Source organism: Bacillus sp. FSL K6-6540, assembly GCF_038007545.1.
The window spans coordinates 1,533,373-1,555,434 of the sequence record NZ_JBBOXH010000001.1 but is presented as its reverse complement, the minus strand read 5'-3'; the positions used below and the strand labels follow the sequence as shown (position 1 = coordinate 1,555,434).

The window sequence follows — 22,062 nt, the reverse complement described above, 5'->3', positions numbered from 1 at the left end:
CTTGAAAAAGGTCAGGGGTCTTTCTACCTACTTCCCAGGGGAATTATGGAAGAAATTGACGGGTAAAGAGCTTTCCTCTGCCAGCGCGGATTCCGATCAAGGGCTTTAACGAAAAAAAACGGCAATTGCTTCCCGATATCGGGGAAGCAATTGCCGGCAGCAGAAGCTACATAGCCTCCGGTTGTTCCGACTGGACTTTCGGCGTTACCACCGATACAAGCAGCTCGTTGGCCGAAGAAATCGGCACGACGCCGTCGGGCAGCTTGAGATCCCCGACATGCAGCGAATTCCCGATCTCTAGTCTGCTGATATCAACGGGAATCGTGGCAGGAATTTGGTCCGGGAAGGACTCGATCTCGATGAACGTGCTTTGGATTTGGACGACTCCTCCCAATTTGGCTCCTTTTGCGGTGCCGATGTAATCGAGATTCACTCTCGTCCGCACAACTTCATTTATATTGATACGTAAAAAGTCGACATGAATGTATTCACGAGTTACCGGATCACGCTGAACGGACTCCAGCAAAACCGGAATCGGCTCCCGATCTTCAAAATGAAGCTCAAGGATCCCTCCTTTGCCGTTCCGTGCCCATTTGCCGAACTCTTTGGCGGACAGTTGAATCATCATATTGTTTTCCCCTGTGCCAAATACAACCGCCGGAATTCGTCCCGAAAGACGAAGCTGCTTCAGTCCGGTTTTGTTCATCGCAGCGCGCGCTTCTGCTCGTAAATTTACTCTCATCTCAACAACACTCCTCAGATTATCGTTATTTGGGTGCACTCTCCATCGATCGTCCATTATGAACTACGGATTTCTCCCCCCGTAGCGGGGAAATCAGGAGCACCATTGCATCACCTCCAGATAGACATTTAATGTAAAAACCTTTTATATATGCGAGAAGGCACCTCGTTCCATGGGAACGAAATGCCTAATTACTTGCTACCATATCATAGAAAGGGGGCGTTGTCGACCAAAGCGAAAATGGAAACTCGCTTACATGAAGCCATCATATGGCTTCTATGATTTCAGCTTCATCAATAGGACTGCCTCCACATGGCTGGTTTGCGGGAACATATCGACCGGCTGCGCCCATTCAAGCTCGTAGCCGCCGTCCAGAAGCACCTTGCAATCTTTGGCCAAGGTCGAAGGGTTGCAGGATACGTATACAAACCGCTTCGGCTTGGTGCGGAGCACCGTTTCCAGGAAGCGCGGGTCCAGGCCGGTGCGCGGCGGGTCGGCAATGATGACGTCCGGCTTCATGCCTTCCTTGATCCAGCGCGGCAGCAGCTCTTCGGCTTGGCCGACGTGGAAGCTGGCGTTAGCCCTTCCGTTCCGCTGCGCATTCGCCTTGGCGTCCTCGACGGCTTCAGGGATCGTCTCGATCCCGCGCACCTCCTTGGCATACGGCGCAAGCCACAGGCCGATCGTGCCGGTGCCGCAGTAGGCGTCGATGACGGTTTCCTTCCCGGTCAGCCCCGCTGCCGCCCGGACCGACTCGTACAGCTTGACGGTCTGCTGCGGATTCAGCTGGAAAAACGCTCTCGGCGACAGCGAGAATTGCAGGTCGCTCAGCGATTCCTGCATGCTCTCGGCGCCCCATAGCGAGATTGTCCGGTCTCCGAAGATGAGCGAGGTTTTCTTCGGATTGATATTGAGCGAAATTCCGCTTACCTCCGGAATGGTAAGGCGCAGCATACGAACGAGATCGTCCTGCCTTGGCAGCTTGCTTCCAGCCGTGATCAGCGTCACCTGCAATTCCCCCGATTGGAAGCCGTGACGGACTACGATCGTCCGTACGCCATCCTTGGCACCATTCTCCTTATAAAGCGGTATCCGCAATTCCTCGAGTACGGATTTGACCTTCTCCACCGCTTCATTGACCTTCGGATGCTGAATCGGGCAGCCGCTGATATCCACAATCGTATGGCTGTCCGCTTCATAGAGCCCTGCGATCACTTCATGGCCTTTCCGTTTCAGCTGCAGCTGCGCTTTGTTCCGGTAGTCCCATGGATGCTCCATCCCGAGAATCGGCTTAAACTTGACATCGTCCAATCCCGCGTAGCGGCTGAACGCTTCGCGCACGATATCCGTCTTCGCCTGCAGCTGTCCCTCATAGGAAATATGCTGAATTTGGCATCCGCCGCAGATGCCGAATACCGGGCAAGGGGGCTCTATCCGGTGAGGCGAACGCTTCTCCACTTCCAGCAGCTGCGCCTTGATAAATCTAGGTTGAACCTCCCTCACCTCGGCTTTGACCACCTCATTCGTGATCGCTCCATCGATAAACACCGCCTTGCGGCGGTAGTAACCCACTCCCTCGCCGTTAATGCCGAGGCGTTTGATCGTAACGACAATCACGTCCCCGGCCTGCAGCTCATCCGCATGCTCGCGTCCGGATGACGGCTTCGGTCCGCGTACCCCTTGCTTATATTGATCCGCTCGTCTCCCCTTCGCATGCGGGGATGCCGACGACGAATTGCTGTTCTTCATACGGTCACGTTGAAAAGTCGGCTTTACCCCTGCTTTGTTCGCCGCAGTCCGCTCACCCGGCTTCTTCCCGTATGCCGCTGATTTGCTGTTGTTGGTTCCTTGTCCGGAACGCCGTTGTTCACTCATGCCTTGATTGCTCCATCCTTAATGGTATCGTGTCCAATATACCATGCCGGACCCGCGAATGCGAACGAGCCATGTACTTTTTCCCGGTGTCATACGGGGATTCTTTCGCTTCATTGGCGCCAACATCTTGACTCCGCAAAAAAACCCAAAAAATATTTTTTCGATATGGAAACCAGAGACGATCCTCCAGCGTATAATTCCATTATCATACATTCTCTTATGGAGGTATCTTTTATGTCGTTTTTTAACAAAATGCTAGCCAGTGTAGGAATTGGAGCCGCCCAGATCGATACGCACCTCGAAAAATCCTCCTATTATCCGGGTGAAGAAGTACGCGGAATCATTCACATTAAGGGAGGCAACGTAGAGCAGACGGTCGACCGCATCTATTTGAAACTGATGACGGAATATACCAGGGAAAGCGACGACAAGAAATACATAGAATCCTATACCATTGCAAAAGTCAACGTCTCAAGCCGCCTCACGTTGAAGCCTGGAGATCAGCAGGAAATTCCGTTCGCCTTTCCTCTGCCGCTGGAAACGCCGCTCACCATTTCGCGCCAGCCGGTCTGGATCCACACCGGACTCGATATCGATAATGCCATCGATCCGAAGGACCGCGATTTCATCGACGTCGAACCGAACGAGGACGCATCCATTGTGTTCGATGCCGTCGAAGCGCTTGGCTTCAGCTTCAAAATAGCAACATGCGAATATCATCCGCGGCTCGGCCAGGGTGTTCCATTCGTGCAGGAAATTGAATTTTATCCCGGCTCCTCCTATGCCGGTCATATCAAAGAGCTTGAATTGATTCTCTATCCGGAGCAGGAGGGGATTTCCATCCTGGTCGAAGTCGACCGGAGAGGCAGAGGCGTTTCAGGCTGGCTCCAGCGTTCGCTCGATATGGATGAACAGCACTCCTGGGTAACCCTCGACAAGCAGGATCTGGCCCAAGGGCCATCCCACGTGGCCCAAATTCTGGACGGTGTCATCCGCAGATCGATTTAATGAAAAATGGCCCGCAAGGCAGGTCGGTAGATTCCAAGGCGACTCTCCCAGCGGGCCATTATTTTTGAATGATGAATGTATATCGATCCCTTAGATGAAATAATGCGGATACTTCTCTCGCAAAATATCCTGCTCCACAACGACGAGGCGCAGATGACGCTCCATCACGTTCATGGCTTGCTCCGCTTGCCGATTGACAATCAGCTGATACATTTCTTTATGCTGCGAGATGATATTCTCCCAGTTGGAGTCCTTGGACAGGCGAAGCAGCCGCAGACGGTTGAAATGAATGTTCAATTGCTGCAGCATCTTCCAGGTCCGTTCTTTGCCCGTCCCCTCAAACAGAATTTGGTGGAACTCCTCGTCCAGCTCAAACAGCTTATAGAAGTTATGGTTACCCGCGCACACGTCCTGCAGCGCAATATTGGTTTCCAGGCGGAAACGGAACTCTTCGGGAAAAGAACCGCAGGCGAGCGCCACGATTTCCTTCTCGATCTTCTCCCTGATAAATCGGCCTTCCTCAACATGCCGAAGATTAATACGGGATACGATCGTCCCGCTTTGCGGAATGATGTCCAGCAGCTCTTCCTCCGCAAGCTTCATGAACGCTTCCCGGACCGGTGTCCGGCTGACGTTCAATTCATCCGCAATTTCTTTTTCCGAGATTTTCGTACCCGGCTCCAGCTCCAGATGAAATATCCGATCCTTCAATAGCTGATAAGAATACTCTCTGGTAGAGCCTTTAATCTTTTGCTCTGTTGACATATATCGCTACCTCTTTCTTTAATGCTCTATGTTCTCTTTGCTTAAAGTTACCCTTCCCTCTATATTACCCGAATCAAAGGCCCGGACGGTATATAATGTATAGGAATCCCCGGAAAAAACTCCCGCAGCCTATCGGCCACGCAGGCCATGCCGGGCTCCTCGCTGGCAGCATGGCCAAGCAGAAGCAGGGACGGGCCCCTGCCCTGCGCCGCCGCATCGCCCATGTATTCAGGCGTCTCCCATTCCGGACCTTCCCCTGCGATGAGAAGATCCAGCGACTCCTTCAGGCAGAGGGGAATGGCATGCGCGCCGCCGCCGCGATAGCCCACGGTTATGCCGATTCTGGAGCATATGCTGCTTCGATTACCGACATAACGAAGGTAAGGAAGATTCAGCTTTCTTTTTACATGCTCCGCAATATCCGGCAGGCTCATCTCTTCCGGCAGCGTGACAATGGCCGCTGCCTTAAGATGCTTATCGACATAAACTTCCCAATCCAGCGCCTGAACCAGTCCTTGCGTCATGATATCGGGAACGTATCGGTGAGGCGCATCATGGAACCGGTAAATCGTCAGATCCCCGGACTCCATCAAGCGGAGTTTATCCTGAAAGACAGGACTCGCCTCCACCCCCTCATATCCCTCCTCCTGATGGCTGTAAAACGCCCCTTCATGGGTAATGACAAGGTTGGCCCCAACTTCGACCGCTCTCTGCAGAACCGAATACGATGCCGCAAACGTGACGGCAATGCCGTGGACCACCGCTTCGGCGCTTCCTGCCGTAACCCTGTCCACCTTGGATTCAAGAAATCCTGCGGGCTCTGTTAAGCGGTTGATGATGTCTTGAACGGTGACTCGCAATCTGGAATGCCCTCCTTGGGAACCAACGCAATCGGCCGAACCGAAAAACAGGCTGCCCTTCCATCAAGAAACGGCAGCCTGTCGATCCGTTGGTTATTGTTGCTCTTTATATTTTTTATACGTTTTATTCGCAATCTCCAGGTATTGCCCCACGCCCTGGCTATCCAGCTCTTGCACGAACTTGTCGTACTCGGCGAGATCGCGGTCGCCTAGAATGAACTTCAGCGTGTTCTGATCCGTGTAGTCCTTCAGCGGCGTGCTCAAAAGCGTCACTCGCTCGCGCTCTTCTACCGAGTATGGAATCGGCGGCTCCGGCTTCACAACCGTTTTTGTTTCGCTCATGCTCTTCTGGAACTGCTGCTCTTCCTCGCTGAACATGGATTGCAGCAGCTCGGTCGTGCCGCCGTAAGCAAACACGCCGCCCGAGAAGCCGTGCTCGATCCGCAGATCCTTCGTGCCCTTCGGATTCAGTCCGTTGTAGTTGATGTCGTCCATCAGCTTGCGTACGCCGCCTTCCTTCGTATACGTTACGCCTTCGACGCCCCACTTCGCGAATTCCTGTCCTTCGTCGCTGTAATAGAGCCAGTCGATAAACTGCAGAATGGCTTTGAAATGCTCGCTCTCCTTCACTTTGGATGAGATCATGACCCCGTTCTCGAGTCGGCTGCCGGACATCAGCTGGCCTGCAGGGCCCCCGGGAACCGTGATTTTGCTGATGGCATACTTGCCTTCGCCCAGCGTTTTGTCCATATCGGTGCGGTGCTGGACCACGGTCTGGGAGTTGCCGTTGATGATGAAGGATTTGCCGGTCACGAATTTTTGCACGGCCTGATCGTCATCCTGGGTAAAGCTCTCTTTGTCCAGCAGCCCTTCGTCCACCAGCTTGTGGAAGTAGGTCAGCATTTCCTTGTATTCGTCCGTAGCCGCCGTGTATACAAACTCATCCTGCTCTTCCCTATACGTCAGCCCGCTGCCGTAGCCCCATCCGCCTTTGGTGCCGAAGCCGGTAGCGGCGATATTCAGCGTACTGTTGAATTTAAAGCGGTCGGAGAATGGCGTAACGTCCGGATATTCCTCCTTCAGCTGCTTCATGGCCGTATACAGCTCATCCCAGGTGGCGGGAATCGCGATGTTATGCTTCTCGAAAATATCCGTGCGCACGATCAGGGTGTAGTCCGGCCACACGGCTTCATGGAGGCCCGGGAGCACATAATATTTTTTGTCCTCCTGGCGAAGCCCTTCCAGTTCGCTGTCCATGTCCCATTTCTCGATCTTGTCCTTGAAGTTCGGCATCAGGTCAATATAATCGCTGATCGGCAGAATCGCGCCGGAAGCCACGAACGCGGATTCCTCCCCAGGGTAAGTCTTCGGAATGACCAGCGGCGCGTCGCCGGAGCTGATCAGCAGACTGCGCTTTTGGCTGTAATCGCTCATCGGCACGATTGTCGGCTTCAAGGTCACGTTTGTCATTTCTTTGAGTTTAGCAAAAAGCATCCAGTCCTGCTTATAAGGATACGCCGGCTGGTCGCTGTAGAGGATGGACAGCTCAAACGGCTCCGTCGCCTTGAACGCATCGCCTACGGCGTAGGTTTCCATGGCGCCTTTATCCTGAATTTCGGCCTCTTTGCCGCCTGTCTTGTCGGTACACGCCGCCAGTATCACAACGATTAACGAGAGCAATAAAGCTTTGCCTGCAAACGATCGACGACTCTTTTTCATTTTCCCATTCCCCCCATGATATCAACAAATTGTCCTTACGGATGGTCCTATTGCTTGACGGAGCCCAGCATGATGCCGGTCACGAAATATCGCTGAACAAACGGGTAAATCGTCAATATCGGCAAAATGGTCAGTACCATGGTCACCGATTTAATGTTGGCGGAGATCTGAGTCAGGTTATCGGCCGAGGTAGCGCCAGCGGAAGTAACGCCCGTCGCGCCCGCAATCATGTTCCGCAAATAGATGGTGACCGGGAAGAGCTCCTTCTGGTCCAGATACAGGAAGGCCGGAAACCAGGAGTTCCAGTGCCCGACGGCATAGAAGAGGACCATGGTCGCGATGACCGCCTTGCTTAAAGGCAGCACGATCCGGAACAGCATGCCGTACGTGTTCAGTCCGTCAATGGCCGCGGCTTCCTCCAGTTCCTCCGGCATATTTTCAAAAAATGACTTCATGATGAGCATGTTGTAGATGCTGATGGCTCCCGGGATCACGATGGCCCAGATGGAGTTGCTGAAGCCCAGGCTGTTAATGAGCACATAGTTCGGGATCAGCCCCCCGTTGAAGAACATCGTGAACACGGCAAACATCGTCAGGAACTTTCGGCCGACCAGCCTTTTTTTGGACAGGGCGTAAGCAAAAATCGTTGTTAACAACATGGATATGGCGGTGCCGACCACGCTGTAAACGACCGTGTTTTTGTAATTCGTCCAGAACATGGCGTCTTTGGTCACGGTTTTGTAGGTATCGAGATTGAAGCCCCTCGGAATCAGATTCACCTTCCCTGAGTTGATGTACGACTCGCCGCTGAAGGATTGAGCGACCACGTTCAGGAAGGGGTACAGCGTGATGAAGACAACGAACAGCAGAATGATGGCATTGCACACTTTGAACACCTTATAGGATCTTGACTCCTTCATATGCGCTCCCTCCTTACCATAAGCTTCGATCCGTCAGTCTTCGCGAGATCGCATTCACGGAGAAGACCAATATCAATCCGATCACGGATTCGAACAGTCCGATGGCCGTCGCGTAACTGAAGTTGTTCGATACGAGACCGACCCGGTAAAGGTATGTCGATATCACGTCCGCCGTCTCATAAATGACCGGATTGTAGAGCAGCAATATTTTCTCGAACCCTACCGCCAGGAATGCCCCCATGTTCAGGATCAGCAGCGTCACAATCGTCGGCAGGATGCCCGGAATCGTGACAAACAGCGTTTGCTTCCAGCGGTTGGCCCCGTCGATCCTCGCCGCCTCGTACAGGGATTCGTCAATCGTCGTTAAGGCGGCCAGATACAGGATCGCGCCCCAGCCCATGCCCTGCCAGATTTCAGACGAGATATAGATCGCCCGAAACCACTCGGCCCGCTGCATGAAATTGATTCGTTCCCCGTTAAAGAACTCCACGAGCGAGTTAATGGAGCCGTTGACCGACGTCAATTGCAGAATCATCCCGGCAACGATGACGATGGACAGAAAATGCGGGAGATACGAAGCCGTCTGGACGAATTTCTTGAATCGCTTGCTCTTCACCTCATTCAGCAGCAGCGCGAAGATGATGGGTACCGGGAACGTAAAGAGCAGGGACAGCGCACCGAGCAGCAGGGTGTTCTTGAACACGTTCCAGAAAGCCGGGTCATGGATAAACATGTTGAAATAGTGCAGTCCTACCCACTTTTCCCCGTAGATGCTGCCCCCCGGCATAAACCGCCTGAAGGCAATCACGTTGCCGATCATCGGTCCGTATTTAAAAATGAGCAGGTACATAATCGGTAGAACCAATAGAGAATACAGCTGCCAATCCTTCCGGATCAACGCAGCGATGGTTTTAAGCTTGGCTGGCTTCTTAGCCGCTTTCGCGGCAGGCAAGGAATGATTTGCAACTTTTGGCTCCATTACGTTCTTCACTCCAATCCGTAAGGCCGTTCCTCATACTTCTTCATTCATGGACTAAGCCCATGTTTCATCATCCATCTCCATTCAACCTTCAGTAAGAAATCGTATACCGTTTGCTGCTATTCAGCGTTTAGCAGGATGTCCGCCACCCTTTTTTTTAGCCCCCTTTCACAATTAAGCGCTTACATATTTGGCATAAAGAATAGACTCCCTCACCTTGAGCGTTAGATTCAAAAAAACCGCTGCTGCTTTCACTTATGTAGAGAGTCGTAATTTTGTATACTAGTATAACTAGTATGGTAGTTGGTTTCATTGTAATGGACGTTTTCTTCAATTTCAATACATTTTTTTCTCATGTATAAAATTCAGATCCCAAGCTGCAAAAAAACCGTGAGCATTCAGGCTATGGCCTGCTGCTTCACGGTTTTCGGGTTCCATTGCTGCCCGAGGTATTCATCATGGATAAGGGGCAGAAGCCTTCGCTTCTGCCCCTTTATGGTTTCCCCATGCCGGCTTTATATTTATTTCAGCTCCGTCACGTTGCCGTCAATGCTGACGCTTTTGATGTCCATATCCCCCAGAAATACGAGGTTATTCTTGCTGTCCAGATTATACAGCCACTGAAATCCGCTCTTCGTGGTGCTTGTCGAGCTGGCGTGAAGCTTCAATTCCGATCCGTCCGCGGCGATGACCTTAACCTCCGGCGTATAGTCCGGCAGTTTATCCAGCTCACCGTCGGTACGCTTGCCTTCGATGGCTACACCGATGGATGAAACACTAATGGTGTGGAGAGACAGTGCTTCCTTACCCTCATCAATTGCCAGATTCAAACTCTGTTCTCTTTGCTTGCCCGGAGAAATGGTGAATTGCACATTCCAAGGGCCTTCAACGGCTTGGGCGTTGTCCGCTGACATGATTCGATCGGCTGTGATCCGTGCCTTCAGTCCCTCGAGGTCATTCATCGCATCCATCTCAAACACGCCGACAAGCTTTTTGTTGTCGTCAAGAAGCTGCTGCCCCACCATATAATTCACACTCTGCTCCGTTTTCAGTTCAAGTAGGGGTATCGAAGCACCCTCGGGGAATGGCATGCCGTCCTCTTTCATGAAACTGACCACCAAATAACCGCTGTTGCCGACATAAACCCCTTCTTCAACATTCATGGTTACCCCGGACGCTGTATCCGTCCCTTGTATAGGTGACCGTTCGTCTTCCGCAATGGACGCGGATTGACCGAAGAACTGCTTCAAGCTATCCATGTATTGGCTCGCAAAAGCGGTCGTGCTAAGTATCATAATCATCGCGGCAGCGATAACGATACTGGCTTTGTATTTTTTCACTTTCCTGTTTTTAAACACCATCGTTTCCTCCTCTTGAATACGGTTCATCGCTCGGCTCTTGATCCGTTCCATACTGATCTGCTGCGTTAACTCGCGTTCTTCTTCCTCCGTAAGGAGGAGATTGTCCAGCTCCTGATTGTCGATATTGGCCATGATATCTACAATTCGCCGCTTCACTTGCATCCATCCCCTTTCGCAATCGATTTGAAGCTTCACTCCTATAGACACGGTCTTTATAGAAATCCTACGGATTCTCGGTTTCATAATGTATGCGCAGTTTGTCCCTTGCCCGGCGGATCCGGGCGGTGACGGCTTTCTCCTGCATATTCAGCCGGCTTGCAATATCGCGGACTTTCTCTAAATAAAAGTACCTGCGGATGAATATTTCGCGATCCGGTTCGCCCATCCCCTGTACCATGCCGCTTATCGTTTCCTTCTCCTGCCGTAGAATAGCCAGTGCCTCCGCAGAGGGACAAGAAACGGCGTCATCTTCCAATTCGGATTCAATGACCCGCTGCCTCTTTCGCAATGCATTCAAGGTATGATTACGCGCGGCTATCGCCAGATAAGGCTTGAGACTATCTCCGCGCAGCATGATTTTTGTCCCGTCTGTCCACAGCTTGACCAGCACGTCCCCGGTGATCTCCTCCACATCGAAGGAATTAAACCGCCCTCCTGCCACCTTAGCAACCACCGCGGCTATGTAGCGTGAATAGCGGTCCACCAATGTTTCAAAACATCGCGGATCTTTCCTCGCTAGCCCATCCAGCAATGTCTGATCCTCCATGGGATCCTCCCCCTCTTATATAATCATCTCTGTTGGTAGAACCAAGCCACAAATCCCGTGCTACTATATAAGACACCTTTAATTCCGGAAACCCTACACATCTTTTGAAAAAATAATCCTTTCGCCAAGCAAACGGATTGGAGTAGCTTTGCTTGGGGTAACGGCAAAAAAAGCCGACCCCATCGGGATCGGCTTGTTCTACAAACGTATGATTTTATTGTTATTGCGGAGAAGCCTCGGATTGCTGTCTCGATATGATGAACAGCACGATCCAGATCAGCAGGAATCCAAGGAGCTGAGGCCCTGTCACGATTTGCTGGAATACAATCCAGTTGATCAGCACGCCCACCATGGGAAAACTCAGTTCCGCGAGTGTTGCCACAGAGGCTTTGGTCGTGGTTAACCCTTTATAATAAACCAGCAGGCTCAGGAGACCCGGCAGCAGTGCCTGCCCGATCAGGTTGAGCGACACCAAGGCAAAATCCCCGGTATTCCATGCCGGCATATTCCAAGCTGCCCCCTCGCTCCACGTCAAGACGGTCAGGAGCGGCAGCGCAAGCACAAACCGCAGCGAGGTTACCGTCTCGTACTTCAATTTGCCTACCATCAAGCGTCCCATGACCGTTGAGCCGCCCCATAATGCTGCTGCGCCTAAGGACAGGAGGCTGCCGACTTGAACAAACTCGTTCCAATGGCCGATCGGCAGGGTTAAGCCGAAGGTGAGCAAATACGTGCCTGCCAAGGCGATGATAAGCAGGAGCCCGAAATGGCGCGGGAGCTTCTCTTTCAGAAGCAGGCTGGCCAGAATGATGGCAAACAGCGGCTGCAGCTTCTGCAGCAGCAGGACGGCATTCAGATTGCCGCTCGACAGTCCCATCGTGAACAATACGGTTGCCAGTGCCGATCCGCCCCAGGATATAAACAGCAGCGCGCCGACATGATTCCAGCCAAGGCCTTTTAGTTCCTCCCGGTTTTTCCACAATACAGGGATTGCAATCAAGGAAATAATGATATGTTCAAGCAAAACGATCTGAGCCGAAGTCAGATTCTTGAGCAGGATGACCCGAAATAACGGGTCAACGCCCCACAGGGCGGCCCCCAAAACAACGAGCCAGAACCCTCCTTTAAAACGTCGACTTGCCTGTGTGTCGGAACCATAAGGTTTCACCTTGATCCCGGTATTCATATTACTCATCTTGCCCTCTCCTGTCTTGAATACGGAGGTCTTACTAGCAGAAAGCCCCCGTCATCGGCATGGCCGACGTATACGGGGGCTGATCAAATAAGCCTGCGTCGAATGGAATATTCACATTCACGGCAAACTCATCTTTGATCTTCTCCCATCCGGACTTTACCGTCGGCCTTGGAATTGCACCAAGTCAGTCGCTGCATTCATGTTGGATACAGAACGCAGCGAGTCGCGGGCTTGGGTTCGTTCGCGAAGGAACGAACCATCACCGCCGGTCAGGAATTTCACCTTACCCCGAAGATCCATATTCATGTTTTATTTTGGTCGTGCCATCAAACTGATTAACCGATAATTCCTATAAACTTAGTTGTTATATTGAAATTATAACATGAATCCTTTCATGTAAATACATCTATTTTCAAAATAAACGAAATTAGACTTGAATACAATGAAAAATCTCACGTTCATCCAATACTTACTAAGAATTATACAGCAAGTATCAATTTGTTACCAGTATGATATTTTACCATCTCTTGTTCTTATCCCGAATACGTTCTAGGTTTGACAACAGCCGCTCCTGCCTGGAGATTCAGCAAATCTAGCGCTTCCTTGGTATTGAGGCTCATTCCCCCCCAATGAGGCTTAGATAACAGCTGTGAAGCACTTTCCACAGCTGTCTCCTCAGGTTGTTTCGACTCACTCAACAATATTTTGCTGCCATCAGGCCGAACGATATACTGACGCAAATATCTGCCTTCCCTTATCGTCACAAGCTTCCCTTGGCTCTCCTCCTTCTTGCTCTTCTGGAGTATCTCTTCAAACCTTCCTTGGGCAGGTTCGACTTTCTTCCACTTAGCAGTGTTCCAGTTCATATAGTCGAATTCGATACGCATAAGGCCACATCCTTATCAGCTTATTCATTCACTGATATTATCGGAAACTGGGCACTTCTCCTTAACTCAGGTTAGCGTTAACCGTTCACCGCAGCACAAGCTCCCGCTTCAAATACTCCGACAGCGTCCTGGCGATCTCTTTCATACCTGATACATCCGCAAGCGCTTCGGCATCGGGATTGTAGTTCGTATTGGTGTTCACGTCATACGTATAGGTCTTGCCAGCCGAATCGGTAATAAATTCAATTCCCGCAAAGCTGATGCCATTCTGCTGCAGAAACGCCTCGTACTTGGCAATGAGCGGGCTGTCGAATCCGTTAATGACTTCGAACTTCGGCCGTATAACCGCTTCCTCGCCGACAGGACAGAATTGGTCGCTAATCTGGCAAGCATCGGCCGGACACAATTGGAATCCTTCGGAAGTGTCTACCCGAACCGCATAATAGAATTTGCCGTCGATGAATTCGCAGCGGGTAATATACTGATCCTCGTTCTTGATGTATTGCTGGATTAAGGTTACGCCATCTACCGATTCCTCGAAGCCCGGTCCGTTTACATAGGTCTCCAGGCTCTCTAAACTATCAAACAAGTAGACGCCAAGCCCTTTGCCGGCACGGTTATGTTTCGTAATAAAGGAGCGGTAAGGAAATTCCCTCGCCGCTTGAATGACTGCTTCCTTCCCTACTGCGGCCACCGTAGCCGGGGTCTCGATGCCGAATTTTTGCAGCTCCAGGTACTGCTTGATTTTGTTGATCTCCAGTTCCAGGGCCCGGCTGTTATTCAGTACCGTACGCCCGTTATGCTCCAGCCATGCCAGCACGTTAGACGTATATTCCGCCGCATACCGATGGTTCCGGGAATGGGAGGAGGCACTCATCCGGTTATAAAAGACGCCTGTCGGTGGCAGCTGGCCCAAATCGAGCGTTCCCTCGTGCAGATGCCAGAACTCATGCGGAACCCCCTGCTCTTCCAACGCTTGACGGAGCGGCACGATCCAGCTCTCGTTCTCATGTATAATGTATGCTTTTGTCATGTTCCCATCATCCTCCCTTATCCTTGCTGTCCACGGCTCAATCGCTCAATGACATTAGCGAGCAGCCGGGTACGCGGCACCAATGTATCGATATTCAAGTATTCATCTTGGCTGTGGGCATTCCCGCCGCGCGGTCCGAGTGCATCGATGGTAGCAATGCCTACCGCCGAAGTGATATTGGCATCGGAACCGGAACCCACGCTTTTATCGCCGATATCCTCGCCCAGCTCACGCGCTTCCTCCTGCACGATGCGGAGCAGCCATTCCGAAGCCTCATTCTTGATCATCGGCGGCCGGGTTATGCCACCCGTAAGTTCGAGCGATGTCCCCTCGATATCGACCGTGGAGCAAATCTCGCGGATTTTTCGATCCAGCTCATCCGCCTGCTCCTTCGTGCTCATTCTTACATCAATGAAAGCATTCGCATGGGGAGCGATCGTATTGCTTGAAGTTCCCCCGCTGATTACGCCAACATTGACGTTGATCCCAACCGCTGGATCACTCAAAGCGTGAAGCTTGATGATTTTATGAGCAAGCTCGCCAATGGCGCTCCGTCCTTTCTCGGGTTCAGCTCCGGAATGGGCAGCTACCCCTTTTACCGTCAAATAATATTTGCCGCCGCCTCTTCGTCCCGTAACCAGCGTTCCGTCCTCGTCGCTCGGCTCGACAATCAGGGCGTATTTGCTGAGTTTGGCCTGTTCTTCGATCAGCGCCCGCGAATGAACGGAGCCGACCTCCTCATCCGAATTGAGGATAATGCGAAGGTTCTTGTAGCTGTTGCTGCCCGACTCAATAAGATGCTTGATCGCATACAGCGTCGTAACCTGGCTCGCCTTCATATCGAATACACCCGGCCCATAAGCACGCTTCCCATCCCTGGAGAATGGACGCTCCGCCACCGTCCCCTCCGGAAACACCGTATCCATATGCGCAATAATCAATATTTCCGGATTAGCGGCCTCCGGATGGGTGATGAGCAGATTATTCCCTCGCTCTGTCTGAGCCTGTACAGTGACCTGGAACCCGGCCTCCTCATACAGACGCCCCATTCTGGACGCTACGAGATCCACGCCTGATTTCAAGAACGTGCCGCTCTCGATGTTCACGATCTCCTCAATTTCTTTTAACATTTCCGCCTCTTTCTGTTTCCAGTCTGCTGTAGTCACGCCATCAATCCCCTTTCCCTTTCGATATCGTTAACTCCCGCTTGCGGATTCCTCGAACAAATGGCATTGAACCGTATGCCCTGTCGATGTTTCCCGATTGGCGGGTTTGACTTGTCTGCAGACATCCATCACATACGGACACCGGGTATGAAATACACAGCCGGAAGGCGGATTCAACGGGGACGGAATATCCCCTTGGAGAATAATCCGCTCCCGCTTTGTCTTCGGATGAGGTGCCGGAATCGCGGAGAGGAGAAACTGCGTATACGGATGCAGCGGATGCGCAAACAGCTCGTCTGTAGGTGCCTGTTCCACCAGATGTCCCAAATACATCACGCCAATCCGGTCCGCGATATGCCTCACAACGCTTAGATCGTGCGCAATAAAGAGGTACGACAGTTGAAATTCCGACTGAAGCTCCACCAGCAGGTTCAGTATTTGCGATTGGATGGACACATCGAGCGCGGATACCGGTTCATCGCATACCACCAGCTTCGGACTCAATGCGAGTGCCTTGGCTATGCCGATTCGCTGCCGCTGGCCTCCGGAGAATTCATGCGGGAACCTGTCCAGATGATGCGAGGCAAATCCAACTCGGCTCATGAGCTCCAGCACACGCTCCTGGCGCTCCGCCTTCGTTCCTTGTCCATGAATGATCATCGGCTCGGCTACGCTGTAACCGATTCTTTTCTTCGGATCCAGTGAAGAGTTTGGATCCTGAAAGATCATCTGGACTTCTCGGCGAAAATTCTGTAGCGCCTTGGATCGTAAAGAAAAAATGTCCTGATTGTCAAAAAACGCCTCTCCGGCGGAGGGATCGGTCAATCGCATAATCGTTCTGCCGGTTGTGCTCTTCCCGCTGCCGGACTCTCCGACCAGACCGTAGGTTTCTCCTTCATGGATGACGAAGGATACATCCTCCACCGCTTTCACCTGCTGCTTCCTCCACGAGGAGCCGGACTTCAACGCAAAATATTTCGTTAAATGTTTAACCTCCAGCAGAGGCTCATGCTTCGTAACCGATGTAACTGAAGACATCTCCTTCACCTCTGCTTTCTGCAATTTCCTTGTAATGCCAGCAGCGGACCCGATGTCCATCTGCTGCTTCTTCCAGTATGGGCGGCTCTGATCTGCATACATCCGTGGCAAACGGACATCTTGGGGCAAACCGGCAGCAATGCGCCACATCCTGCATCGCCGGAACCGAGCCCTTAATCTCATACAGCTTCTCTTTACGCTGCCCTTCCATGTTTGGCACCGATTGCAGCAGTCCCATGGTGTAGGGGTGAAGCGGATGATCAAACAGCGTCACCACATCGGTCTCTTCGATAACCTCTCCCAAATACATCACGATCACCCGCGAACACATCTGTGCCACGACCGACAGATCATGGGTGATGAGCATAATACCCATCCGAAGCCTGGCCTTCAACTCGTTCATCAGCTCCAGAATCTGAGCTTGAATCGTGACATCCAGCGCTGTGGTCGGCTCATCTGCAATAAGAAGCCTCGGCTCACAGGACAAGGCTAACGCAATCATCACCCGCTGGCGCATGCCTCCGGACAGTTCGTGGGGATAAGCACGGAGACGCTTCTGCGGATCGGAAATTCCGGTCAGCCGAAGCAATTCCACTGCCCGATCGCGGGCCTGCCGGGACGATACCTTCTGATGCAGGGTTATCGCTTCAATAATCTGGTCGCCAATCGTATACACCGGATTCAGAGAGGACATCGGGTCCTGAAAGATGATCGAGATATCATTACCGCGCACAGTCCGCATCTTCTCTTCGCTCAGTTGAAGCAGATCCTGGCCCGCGAACCGAATCTCTCCGTCATATCGGGTTGTCGTCTCATCGAATAAACGCAGAATCGATTCTGCCGTCACACTCTTTCCGCATCCGGATTCCCCGACAATGCCTACCGTTTCCTCCGGGTAAACCTGAAATGACACCCCATCCACGGCATTGACCGTACCGTCATCTGTCGCGAAGGTAGTGATCAAGTTCTTCACTTCCAACAAAGGAGTTTGGCTCACTTAAGTTCACTCCTATCGATGCCTTGCGTCTGTTTTTTGCGAAATGCATGTTTTTTCTTCATCTTCGGATCTAGAAGATCGCGCAGACCGTCTCCCATCAGATTCAAGCCCAGGATCATCAGTATGATACAAATTCCGGGAAAAACCGTCATCCACCAGGCGTTAAAGATCACGTTCTTCCCATCCAACAGCAGGTTTCCAAGACTGGGAGCCGGTGCAGGAATGCCTGCCCCTAGGAAACTCAAGGACGCTTCCGTCAAGATGGATACCGCGAAGATAAAGGAGGCCTGTATGATTAACGGGGACAACACATTCGGTAAAATATGCAGAGCAATAATCCGGACAGGACCTGCACCTTGTGCACGCAGTCCCTCAATATACGTCTTCTCCTTGATGACCAGCGCAGCCGACCTCACGATGCGCGCAATGGATGGAATATACACGATGGACAGCGCAATGATGACATTACTCGTCCGCGGCCCCATGATCGCTACAATCGAAATGGCCAGCAGAATGGACGGGAACGCATAGAGTCCGTCGCATATTCGCATCAGAATATGATCGCATAGGACGTAATAAGCAGACAGCAAACCCACAACGAGACCAATCAATCCAGCGAACAGCGTGACTGCGGCTCCTACCAGCAAAGATACACGCATGCCATACAGTACCCGGGAGAACACATCCCGGCCAAAATTGTCCGTTCCGAAAATATGCTCTGCACTCGGGGCCTTTAGCCGATTCATCGCCTCCAGCGCATAGGGATCATGGGAAGCAATCCACGGTGCAAGAAGCGCGGCTAATGACACCAAGGCCACCAAAATGGTGCCCGTCATCAGGAGTGGGCTTGATATATAACGCCGCCACTTCAGCGCTCCCGGCTTCGGCGTAGCCGCTGAAGCGGCAAGCTTCACTTCAGACATCATCTTCACTCCTTCCTATCGACGATTCAACTTGACTCGGGGATCAAGGAGACCGTACAGCAAATCTATTAGCAAATTCAGCAGCACGTACGTTACAGTGATGAGCAGGATACTGCCTTGAATGACGGCGAAATCCCGGCGTTCGATGGAACGGATAATAAGCTGCCCGATGCCGGGAACGTTGAATACCGTTTCAATAACCGAGGCCCCGGTAATCAAGGTGCCGAACGTCTCCCCAATTACGGTAAGAATCGGAATGAACGCATTTTTAAGCGCATGTTTATAGACGACGATTCTCTCTTTAAGTCCCTTTGCCCTTGCGGTTTTAATGTACTGCTCGCTGAGCACCTCAATTATCGATGAGCGCGTCATTCTCGCAATTAATGCAGCCTGCATCGCACCCAGGGCAATCGCGGGGAGCAGCAAATAACGAAGATGGTTCCATAGCCCGCTGCTCAGCGGTTGATATCCCGCTACGGGCAGCCATTGCAGCTTTACGGCAAAGAACAGGATCAGGAATAACCCGAGCAGAAAGCTGGGTACCGAAATGCCGAGCAGCGAGAACCCCATGACGGCTTGGTCTGCCAGCGTGCCTCTTTTGCGGGCGGCAATAATACCCAGAAACAGCGCAATGATCACGGCGAAAATCTGAGCCAGAATGGCAAGTGACAGCGTAGGAGGAACTCTGCTAAAGAACGCCTCAGCAACGCTCATATCCATGAAAATGGACTCACCCAGATCTCCTGTTACCACACCCCCGAACCAGGATATGAACTGCTGATATAACGGGAGATCCAGCCCAAGCTGGGCTCTCAGCTGAGCAACGGCTTCTTCACTGGCCTCATCCCCTAGGATCACGCTTGCCGGATCACCTGGCGTCAGATGGATCAGCATAAATACGACAACGGCCACAACTAACAATATGGGGATCAGTGACAATATTCGCTGAACAATATACTTGGTCATGATGGCACTCCTTCAGTGTCGAGAACTTCCCTCATACATGTAAGCGGCCTGTCTCAGAAGGAGCAGACCGCCCTCGCATCCAAACCCGCATGAACGATGATGGCGATTCCGTGATGCTTCATCAGCCCCAGACCGCCGTACATTTATTTTTCAAGCGTTACATTCCACAGGATGGGACCGATCAAATCCTCGAATCCTTTCACGTTATCGCGGACTGCAATCAGATTCTGTATATTCCCCAGCTTAATAATCGGCAGGTAGTCCCAATTGACTTCATTCAGCTGATCCACCAATGGTTTAGCCTCTTCAATGGAAGGAGCTGCCTGAATTTGAGCCAGTAAATCGTCCAGCTCAGGGCTGTTGGACCATCCCGGATAATTGGCACTGGATTCAAGGAATGGATACTGGTGAATAGTCGCACGCGTTGCAAACGTCATAGCAAACAGGTCGAAATTGTTCTCATCTGTACGACGTTCCTGCACGGTCGGCCAATCGTATACGTCCAGTTCCGCATTCACACCGATGGATTTCAGAACATCCTGCGCAACAACAGCCAGATTGTACTGCTCCGGATAGTCGCGCGTCGTCAGGATTACGACCTTTTCGCCGTTATAACCGGACTCGGCCACAAGCTGCTTGGCTTTTTCTAGGTCGTTCACATTGTATCGATCCAAGCCGGCCTGACTGTACCAATCGGTTTGGGAGGTCAAGGCCAGGGAGGAATCGAGTTCAAAGAAGCGATTGTCACTGTAGGCGGCTGTAAGAGCTTCGTCATAGCTCAGCGCAGTATTGAACGCCTGCCTTAACTTCTGATCCGCGAATGGACCGGCTTTTTTATTAAATACGTAGGTTACGATTCCACCCTCACTGAAGTAATTGCTAACCCCGTCAGTTGCGTCGATCTGGTTGGCATTATCGAAAGGAATGCCGAAGGCGACATCGTACTCACCCGTCATGATTCCAGCTACGCGCGTCGATTCATCGGTCACGTAACGAAAATAGATTTCGTCCAAATAGGCATTTTTCTTCCCGCTAAGTCCGCTGGATTCTTGCGCTTGCGCTGCATAATCCGCAAACTTCGTCAAATGCACGTATTGGTCGGTCTTCCACTCCTCCAGCTTGTAAGGACCTGTCCCAATATACTCCTTGATGCCCTCCGCAGCAGCCGATTCAATGACCTCCTTCGGCATAATTCCCGGGAACGGTGCCGTGTCAGCCAGAATGTACGAACCTACTAATGAGGGGCGCTCCAGCGTCAGTTCAACGGTATAGGGGTCCACCTCCTTGAACTTCGCACCTTGCAGATTGGCTTGTCCCTGCGTCGACGTCGACAGCCACTTGTCCATGGAAGCCACCACATCCTCAGCCTTCATCTCCTTGCCATTGTGAAAAGGAACCCCTTGACGCAGATGGAACGTGTAGGTTTTGCCATCATCGCTGATATCGAGCGATTCAGCTAACTGAGGCACGACTTCATAGTTTTTGTTGAGTGTGAGCAGCTGCTCGTAAATGTTTCGCGACACGTCCCTTGTCGCCTGGTTGGTCGTTAAATGGGGGTCCAGCGTTGCCGGATTTGCGGGATACGCCACATTCAGCGTACCGCCCGATACCGGATTTGCCGGTTCTGATCCAGGGTCTGCCGCCGGCCCGTTGCCCGATTCCGGACTACTGCCGCAAGCGGCAAGTACAGCAATGAAACCGATCAGCAGTCCCTTGCCGATCCATCTGTTTATTGATCTCATACCTCGACTCCACTCCTTGATGAACGATAATTTTTTGTATAAACACTAGTATTCCGCTTGGAATTATATAATAATATATCATAAGCTAACCGGGACTCATCTCTAAGGAACGTAATAGAGTCTATTACGATTATTAATATCTCAACGTGCGGAGGAATAATATGGACATCCAGTATTTCATCACCTTCCGGGAAGCCGCCCGCTGCCAAAGCCTGACCAAGGCTGCTGAACAGCTGAACTATGCCCAGCCCACCGTCAGCGTTCAAATCAAGAAGCTCGAGAACCATTTTGGAACCAAGCTGTTTGAGCGACACAGCAACAAGCTCAAGCTTACGGAGCAAGGACTTCGACTACTGGGTTATGCGGACAAAATCGTAGATGGCTACCTTGGAGCGGAGAATCTGTTTATCCCTGATGCGGTTGTGGACGTAACGATCGGGACGACGGAGACTCTCGCCGCTTTCCTGCTGCCGCCCTACTTCCAAATGTTCCGTAAAAAATATCCCAAGCTCAACGTAACCTTCTTCCCGACATCAGACGATAAAAATATCAGTAAGCTGAAGAACGGGGAAATCGATCTAGCCATCGTTCTGAACACGCCCATCACGGCACCTGATCTGCGTTCCTTGCCGATCCGGCACGAGGATTTCGTATTCATATGCCCGAAGGATCACCCATTAAGCGGAAGAAACGATGTATCGATTCATGAGTTGCACAACAGCTCGTTTATTTTCACGGAAAAAGGGTGTACTTACAGGGAAGCGTTGGAGAGGTCCATGAACGACAATGGCGTGACTTATGAAACGGTATCGGAAATGGGAAGCATTGAGGGGATCAAGCAATGTGTAATCTATGGGATGGGAATTGCCATGATTCCGAGGATTGCAGCGGCCGAACAGTTGCAGCACAATTCACTTTCGGGCTTTTCGATCAAACAAGGACCCATACAGCCCTTCTATTCGCAGATTCTCTTATCCAAAAACAAACATATTACCGCGCCACTCAACTATTTAATCTCCTTGCTGTCTTCCGGCAGCTCTTATGCTTAATTTCATATAGCAGCGTGCTTTTATAGTCAAACCTATAAAAAAGACCGTCCCAAGGCTCCTGGAGAACCTTA

The 22,062-nt window shown here is 51.6% G+C and carries 20 protein-coding genes and 1 riboswitch; of the genes, 2 read left to right on the top strand and 18 right to left on the bottom strand.

Annotation, left to right across the window (positions count from 1 at the left end):
- Positions 1-166 precede the first annotated feature (166 nt).
- On the bottom strand, positions 167-742 hold the full coding sequence (locus MHH82_RS06625; protein WP_340964512.1) for a 50S ribosomal protein L25: 576 nt from the start codon (positions 740-742) through the stop codon (positions 167-169).
- Positions 743-1,018: 276 nt separating this feature from the next.
- Entirely contained in the window at positions 1,019-2,617 is a 1,599-nt protein-coding gene (gene rlmD, locus MHH82_RS06620; protein ID WP_340964509.1) for a 23S rRNA (uracil(1939)-C(5))-methyltransferase RlmD, read from the bottom strand.
- 234 nt (positions 2,618-2,851) lie between these two features.
- On the opposite strand from rlmD, the gene MHH82_RS06615 reads away from it, so the two are divergent.
- Positions 2,852-3,625 (top strand): sporulation protein, encoded by a 774-nt coding sequence (locus MHH82_RS06615; RefSeq protein ID WP_340964507.1) that lies wholly within the window; start codon positions 2,852-2,854, stop codon positions 3,623-3,625.
- A gap of 90 nt (positions 3,626-3,715) precedes the next feature.
- Here MHH82_RS06615 and MHH82_RS06610 read toward each other — a convergent pair whose 3' ends face one another.
- The 16 genes from MHH82_RS06610 to MHH82_RS06535 all read right to left on the bottom strand — a co-directional run bounded on the left by MHH82_RS06610 (position 3,716) and on the right by MHH82_RS06535 (position 20,942).
- The gene (locus MHH82_RS06610) at positions 3,716-4,390 is read right to left on the bottom strand and encodes a GntR family transcriptional regulator (RefSeq protein WP_015733828.1); all 675 of its coding nucleotides are present in this window, start codon (positions 4,388-4,390) and stop codon (positions 3,716-3,718) included.
- A 59-nt stretch (positions 4,391-4,449) separates the two neighbouring features.
- Positions 4,450-5,250 carry a Nif3-like dinuclear metal center hexameric protein gene (locus MHH82_RS06605; protein WP_015733827.1) on the bottom strand — a complete coding sequence of 267 codons (801 nt, stop codon included), beginning with the start codon at positions 5,248-5,250 and terminating at the stop codon, positions 4,450-4,452.
- Between the two features lie 93 nt (positions 5,251-5,343).
- Positions 5,344-6,969: an ABC transporter substrate-binding protein gene (locus tag MHH82_RS06600; RefSeq protein WP_145038757.1), complete on the bottom strand. Its 1,626-nt coding sequence runs from the start codon at positions 6,967-6,969 to the stop codon at positions 5,344-5,346.
- A 47-nt stretch (positions 6,970-7,016) separates the two neighbouring features.
- A complete protein-coding gene (locus tag MHH82_RS06595) occupies positions 7,017-7,889 on the bottom strand; it encodes a carbohydrate ABC transporter permease (protein ID WP_145038759.1) in 873 nt (290 codons plus the stop codon).
- Between the two features lie 13 nt (positions 7,890-7,902).
- Positions 7,903-8,868, bottom strand: coding sequence for an ABC transporter permease (locus MHH82_RS06590; protein ID WP_015733824.1), 966 nt, complete (start codon positions 8,866-8,868; stop codon positions 7,903-7,905).
- A 521-nt stretch (positions 8,869-9,389) separates the two neighbouring features.
- The gene (locus MHH82_RS06585) at positions 9,390-10,391 is read right to left on the bottom strand and encodes a DUF4179 domain-containing protein (protein WP_036662414.1); all 1,002 of its coding nucleotides are present in this window, start codon (positions 10,389-10,391) and stop codon (positions 9,390-9,392) included.
- A 61-nt stretch (positions 10,392-10,452) separates the two neighbouring features.
- The gene (locus MHH82_RS06580) at positions 10,453-10,995 is read right to left on the bottom strand and encodes an RNA polymerase sigma factor (RefSeq protein WP_036662412.1); all 543 of its coding nucleotides are present in this window, start codon (positions 10,993-10,995) and stop codon (positions 10,453-10,455) included.
- 220 nt (positions 10,996-11,215) lie between these two features.
- Positions 11,216-12,190: a DMT family transporter gene (locus MHH82_RS06575; RefSeq protein ID WP_445661958.1), complete on the bottom strand. Its 975-nt coding sequence runs from the start codon at positions 12,188-12,190 to the stop codon at positions 11,216-11,218.
- Between the two features lie 133 nt (positions 12,191-12,323).
- Positions 12,324-12,490, bottom strand: a riboswitch (FMN riboswitch).
- A 233-nt stretch (positions 12,491-12,723) separates the two neighbouring features.
- Entirely contained in the window at positions 12,724-13,077 is a 354-nt protein-coding gene (locus MHH82_RS06570; protein WP_251499446.1) for a hypothetical protein, read from the bottom strand.
- Positions 13,078-13,162: 85 nt separating this feature from the next.
- A complete protein-coding gene (locus MHH82_RS06565; RefSeq protein ID WP_015733819.1) occupies positions 13,163-14,110 on the bottom strand; it encodes an ATP-grasp domain-containing protein in 948 nt (315 codons plus the stop codon).
- Between the two features lie 17 nt (positions 14,111-14,127).
- On the bottom strand, positions 14,128-15,276 hold the full coding sequence (locus tag MHH82_RS06560) for a M20 family metallopeptidase (protein WP_015733818.1): 1,149 nt from the start codon (positions 15,274-15,276) through the stop codon (positions 14,128-14,130).
- A gap of 30 nt (positions 15,277-15,306) precedes the next feature.
- Positions 15,307-16,314 carry an ABC transporter ATP-binding protein gene (locus tag MHH82_RS06555; protein WP_340964493.1) on the bottom strand — a complete coding sequence of 336 codons (1,008 nt, stop codon included), beginning with the start codon at positions 16,312-16,314 and terminating at the stop codon, positions 15,307-15,309.
- Positions 16,283-17,311, bottom strand: a complete 1,029-nt coding sequence (locus MHH82_RS06550) for an ABC transporter ATP-binding protein (protein ID WP_251499453.1) — start codon at positions 17,309-17,311, stop codon at positions 16,283-16,285. The genes MHH82_RS06555 and MHH82_RS06550 overlap by 32 nt, the downstream gene beginning before the upstream one ends.
- The gene (locus MHH82_RS06545) at positions 17,308-18,237 is read right to left on the bottom strand and encodes an ABC transporter permease (protein WP_340964490.1); all 930 of its coding nucleotides are present in this window, start codon (positions 18,235-18,237) and stop codon (positions 17,308-17,310) included. Before MHH82_RS06545 ends, MHH82_RS06550 begins: the two co-directional genes overlap by 4 nt.
- 12 nt (positions 18,238-18,249) lie before the next feature.
- The gene (locus MHH82_RS06540; protein WP_012819417.1) at positions 18,250-19,200 is read right to left on the bottom strand and encodes an ABC transporter permease; all 951 of its coding nucleotides are present in this window, start codon (positions 19,198-19,200) and stop codon (positions 18,250-18,252) included.
- 143 nt (positions 19,201-19,343) lie between these two features.
- Entirely contained in the window at positions 19,344-20,942 is a 1,599-nt protein-coding gene (locus MHH82_RS06535) for an ABC transporter substrate-binding protein (protein ID WP_036662399.1), read from the bottom strand.
- Between the two features lie 161 nt (positions 20,943-21,103).
- On the opposite strand from MHH82_RS06535, the gene MHH82_RS06530 reads away from it, so the two are divergent.
- Complete coding sequence (locus tag MHH82_RS06530) at positions 21,104-21,991, top strand: LysR family transcriptional regulator (protein WP_036662397.1); 888 nt, start codon at positions 21,104-21,106, stop codon at positions 21,989-21,991.
- Positions 21,992-22,062 lie beyond the last annotated feature (71 nt).

What these genes read in the sequence shown, in the direction of transcription:
- MHH82_RS06625 (WP_340964512.1), bottom strand. Translation starts at nt 742, where the DNA reads ATGAGAGTAAATTTACGAGCAGAAGCGCGCGCTGCGATGAACAAAACC.
- rlmD (WP_340964509.1), bottom strand. Translation starts at nt 2,617, where the DNA reads ATGAGTGAACAACGGCGTTCCGGACAAGGAACCAACAACAGCAAATCA.
- MHH82_RS06615 (WP_340964507.1), top strand. Translation starts at nt 2,852, where the DNA reads ATGTCGTTTTTTAACAAAATGCTAGCCAGTGTAGGAATTGGAGCCGCC.
- MHH82_RS06610 (WP_015733828.1), bottom strand. Translation starts at nt 4,390, where the DNA reads ATGTCAACAGAGCAAAAGATTAAAGGCTCTACCAGAGAGTATTCTTAT.
- MHH82_RS06600 (WP_145038757.1), bottom strand. Translation starts at nt 6,969, where the DNA reads ATGAAAAAGAGTCGTCGATCGTTTGCAGGCAAAGCTTTATTGCTCTCG.
- MHH82_RS06595 (WP_145038759.1), bottom strand. Translation starts at nt 7,889, where the DNA reads ATGAAGGAGTCAAGATCCTATAAGGTGTTCAAAGTGTGCAATGCCATC.
- MHH82_RS06590 (WP_015733824.1), bottom strand. Translation starts at nt 8,868, where the DNA reads ATGGAGCCAAAAGTTGCAAATCATTCCTTGCCTGCCGCGAAAGCGGCT.
- MHH82_RS06585 (WP_036662414.1), bottom strand. Translation starts at nt 10,391, where the DNA reads ATGCAAGTGAAGCGGCGAATTGTAGATATCATGGCCAATATCGACAAT.
- MHH82_RS06580 (WP_036662412.1), bottom strand. Translation starts at nt 10,995, where the DNA reads ATGGAGGATCAGACATTGCTGGATGGGCTAGCGAGGAAAGATCCGCGA.
- MHH82_RS06575 (WP_445661958.1), bottom strand. Translation starts at nt 12,190, where the DNA reads ATGAGTAATATGAATACCGGGATCAAGGTGAAACCTTATGGTTCCGAC.
- MHH82_RS06570 (WP_251499446.1), bottom strand. Translation starts at nt 13,077, where the DNA reads ATGCGTATCGAATTCGACTATATGAACTGGAACACTGCTAAGTGGAAG.
- MHH82_RS06565 (WP_015733819.1), bottom strand. Translation starts at nt 14,110, where the DNA reads ATGACAAAAGCATACATTATACATGAGAACGAGAGCTGGATCGTGCCG.
- MHH82_RS06555 (WP_340964493.1), bottom strand. Translation starts at nt 16,314, where the DNA reads ATGTCTTCAGTTACATCGGTTACGAAGCATGAGCCTCTGCTGGAGGTT.
- MHH82_RS06545 (WP_340964490.1), bottom strand. Translation starts at nt 18,237, where the DNA reads ATGATGTCTGAAGTGAAGCTTGCCGCTTCAGCGGCTACGCCGAAGCCG.
- MHH82_RS06540 (WP_012819417.1), bottom strand. Translation starts at nt 19,200, where the DNA reads ATGACCAAGTATATTGTTCAGCGAATATTGTCACTGATCCCCATATTG.
- MHH82_RS06535 (WP_036662399.1), bottom strand. Translation starts at nt 20,942, where the DNA reads ATGAGATCAATAAACAGATGGATCGGCAAGGGACTGCTGATCGGTTTC.
- MHH82_RS06530 (WP_036662397.1), top strand. Translation starts at nt 21,104, where the DNA reads ATGGACATCCAGTATTTCATCACCTTCCGGGAAGCCGCCCGCTGCCAA.